Raw genomic sequence first — 3,017 nt, 5'->3', positions numbered from 1 at the left:
CAGTAGACCTGTCGGGCGCCGCGGCCCCCGGCGCACAACGCGTGGTCGATCAGCGCGCTCGCCGCGTTCTCCTGCTCCGACATGTGCTCCTGGGTGTCGCCGCGCGCCTCGGACATGGAGACCACCGCGCTGCGCCGGCCGTTGTCGGTGACGCCGTTGAGGGTGATGCAACCGCCGTCCCCGCCCTCATGGCTCCAGTACGTTCCCCCGCAGCTCAGGGGGCGCTCGACCAGGCCGAGCCCGTACCGTCCGCCCGGCCACATCCATTGGAGGTCCGCGCCGACCGGGACGGTCCGCTTCATCTCGGCCAACTGCCCGCGCCGGTAGCAGCCGGCCCGCGAGCAGCGCACGGAAGAAGGTGTTCTCGTCCCGCGTGGTCGAGACGAACGCGAGGATCCTCGTGCTCCACCGGGACCTGATAGGTGACGTCCAATCGGGAACCGGGCCCGTAGAACTGGTAGGCCCGGGCGTGCGGCTCGGGCAGTGTCGGTGAGACGCCCGTCCACCGGGTCCGGTCGAGGCCGAGCGGGCGCAGGATGTGGTCCTCGATCTGCTGATGGGCGGGTTGACCGGTGACCTTCTGGATGATCATGCCGAGCAGGATGTAGTCGGTGTTGGAGTACTGCCAGCCCTCGCCGGGCGGGAAGTCCGGTGGGTGGGCCATGGCGCGCGCGACCAACTGCGCCGAGCTGTAGACGTCGTCGCGCTGCTGGTAGTACTCCTCCGGCGTGGTGTATCCGGGCAGGTCGTCGTGGATCCCGCTGGTGTGCTGGAGCAGTTGGCGGACGGTGATCCGGCTGCCGTCGTTGCCGTTGCCCTGCACCACTCCCGGCAGCCAGTGGTCCACCGTGTCGTCCAGGGAGAGCCTGCTCTCGGCCTCCAGTTGGAGGACCACGGTGGCGACCAGCGTCTTGGAGGTACTGGCCATACGGAAGTAGCCGTCGGAGGGAACCGGGCGGCCGGTGTGCAGATCGGCGGTGCCGCTGGTGGCGACCGACTGCCGACCGTCGGGTGCGACCACGCGGGCCTGCACACCGCTGATACCGAGGGCGTGGATCGCCTCGGTGTCCTGCCGTAACCGCCCGGCGAGGGAAGGACCGGCGGGCTGGGCGGAGGCGGTGGCAACCTCGGCGGCGAGCAGCGCGGCGACGCCGACTGCCACGGCGAGGTGCTTGCGCAGAGTCCAAGTCATGGCCGGACGCCACGTCCGCGCGCCGTCGGGGCACGATCCGGCAAGCCTCATGATCGCGCCGGGGGATATCCCCCCGGCGCGGCCGTCACGGGTCCGGCCAGAGGGCCGGGTAGGCGAACCGGGTCATCGCGACACAAGCCGCCGGGCAGCGGCCTACTCGAAGCGGGTGGGGTCGCCCGCGCCCTGGCGGATGATCTCGCTCGCGCCGCTGGAGAAGTCGACGACGGTGGTGGGCTCGGTGCCGCAGTCGCCCGAGTCGATCACGGCGTCGACGACGTGGTCGAGCCGCTCCTTGATCTCCCAGCCCTGGGTCATCGGCTCGGCCTCATCGGGCAACAACAGGGTGCTGGAGACCAGCGGCTCGCCGAGCTCGGCGAGGAGTGCCTGCGTGACGACGTGGTCGGGGATGCGCACGCCGACGGTCTTCTTCTTGGGGTGCAACAGCTGCCGCGGCACCTCCCGGGTGGCCGGCAGGATGAAGGTGTAGCTGCCCGGCGTCGCCGCCTTGATCGCCCGGAACACGTCGTTGTCGATCTGCACGAGCTGCCCGAGCTGCGCGAAGTTCTGGCACATCAGTGTGAAGTGGTGCCGGTCGTCGAGGTCGCGGATCGACCGGATGCGGTCGATCCCGTCGCGGTTGCCCAGCCGGCAGCCGAGGGCGTAGCAGGAGTCCGTCGGGTAGGCGACGAGCGCGCCGGACCGGATGTTGTCGGCGACTCCGCTGATGATGCGCGGCTGGGGATTCACAGGGTGTACGTCGAAGTATCGCGCCATCGGCCAAGCGTAGTACCCCGGTTGCGATTTGCCGTCCGCCCTGGTCAGGCGCGTCTGCCGGTGTCGGGGCGGCGCGGAGTGGCGTACTTCACGAAAGGCGCGCAAAAGGAACTTTATGCCACCGGCCGTCCGTCTGTTCTTGCGGTTGATCGTGAGAGGTGGGCAGTGTCTGACATGGGCGAGGAACGGGTCGGCGACGGGCCCCCGGAGCAAGGCGAGCACCCCGAGCCGGGCGCACACCCTGGCCAGGCCGGGCGCCGGGAGAAGCGCAAGGGGCGGGGCCTCGACCTGAGCGTGCCGCAGGTGGCGGGAAGCGCCGTCGCCGCGGTCGTGGCCGCCAAGCTCGCGTCCAACCTCGGCGTGTACGGGACAATCATGGGCGCCGGCGTGGTCAGCATCCTGGCCACCTGCGGCGGCTCACTCCTCCAGCACGTCTTCCGCCGCACCGGCCGGCACGTCCACGAGGTGGCCGGACACGTACAGTCCGCGGCCACCCAGGCCAGGCCGAAAACGCACCGCCTGGCAACGGCGACGGACACGGCCGCGGATACGGGCCTACGTGCGGCCGCGGATACGGGCACGGGCACGGCTTCGGCCGCACACGCGAACACCACCATGGAACCCACGGCGCACACCGCGCTCGGGCCGGTGACGGACACGACGGTGCAGCCGGCGGCGGACGCGTACCCCCTCGGCGCCACCGGCACCGTATATACGGACGGCACCGTATTTACGAAGCACACGGACCACCCCGAGAGCACCGACTACTCCGAGGGCACCGTGCACCGCGCCCGCGGGCTGCGCTGGAAGCGGCCGGCGGCGGCAGTGGCGCTCGCGTTCGGCCTGACCATGGGCGGCATCACCGTGTGCGAGCTCGCCTCGGGCCAGAACATCAGCGGGCACGGCAACGGCACGACCATCGGCGACGCGTTCACCGGCAACAACTCGCCGCACTCCAAGAAGACCCCGTCCCCCGGAACGTCCCCGGGGACCACGGAGAGCCCCTCCGGCGGCGCCTCCAACGACAAGCAGGACGGGGGCGCCCCCACAC

Annotated in this window: 2 protein-coding genes and 2 pseudogenes; 1 reads left to right on the top strand and 3 read right to left on the bottom strand. The window is 70.8% G+C overall.

Annotated elements, in window-relative coordinates:
- From AC13HU_RS34920 to AC13HU_RS34910, 3 genes and pseudogenes are all read right to left on the bottom strand, one after another.
- A pseudogene (locus AC13HU_RS34920) lies at window positions 1–302 on the bottom strand (peptide hydrolase); the annotation flags it as partial.
- Complete coding sequence (locus AC13HU_RS34915; protein ID WP_483046013.1) at window positions 299–1,192, bottom strand: serine hydrolase domain-containing protein; 894 nt, start codon at window positions 1,190–1,192, stop codon at window positions 299–301. The pseudogene AC13HU_RS34920 and the gene AC13HU_RS34915, both read right to left, overlap by 4 nt.
- A gap of 153 nt (window positions 1,193–1,345) precedes the next feature.
- A complete protein-coding gene (locus AC13HU_RS34910) occupies window positions 1,346–1,966 on the bottom strand; it encodes an L-threonylcarbamoyladenylate synthase (RefSeq protein ID WP_483046012.1) in 621 nt (206 codons plus the stop codon).
- A gap of 165 nt (window positions 1,967–2,131) precedes the next feature.
- Between AC13HU_RS34910 and AC13HU_RS34905 the strand changes: the two are divergent.
- Window positions 2,132–3,017 (top strand): annotated as a pseudogene (locus AC13HU_RS34905) (hypothetical protein); the annotation flags it as partial.

The sequence above is a fragment of the Streptomyces sp. NH27 genome, assembly GCF_056859195.1.
Note: the sequence above shows the minus strand (reverse complement) of the source record. Positions and strands in the feature narration are given on the sequence as shown.

What these genes read in the sequence shown, in the direction of transcription:
- AC13HU_RS34910 (WP_483046012.1), bottom strand. Translation starts at nt 1,966, where the DNA reads ATGGCGCGATACTTCGACGTACACCCTGTGAATCCCCAGCCGCGCATC.
- AC13HU_RS34915 (WP_483046013.1), bottom strand. Translation starts at nt 1,192, where the DNA reads ATGACTTGGACTCTGCGCAAGCACCTCGCCGTGGCAGTCGGCGTCGCC.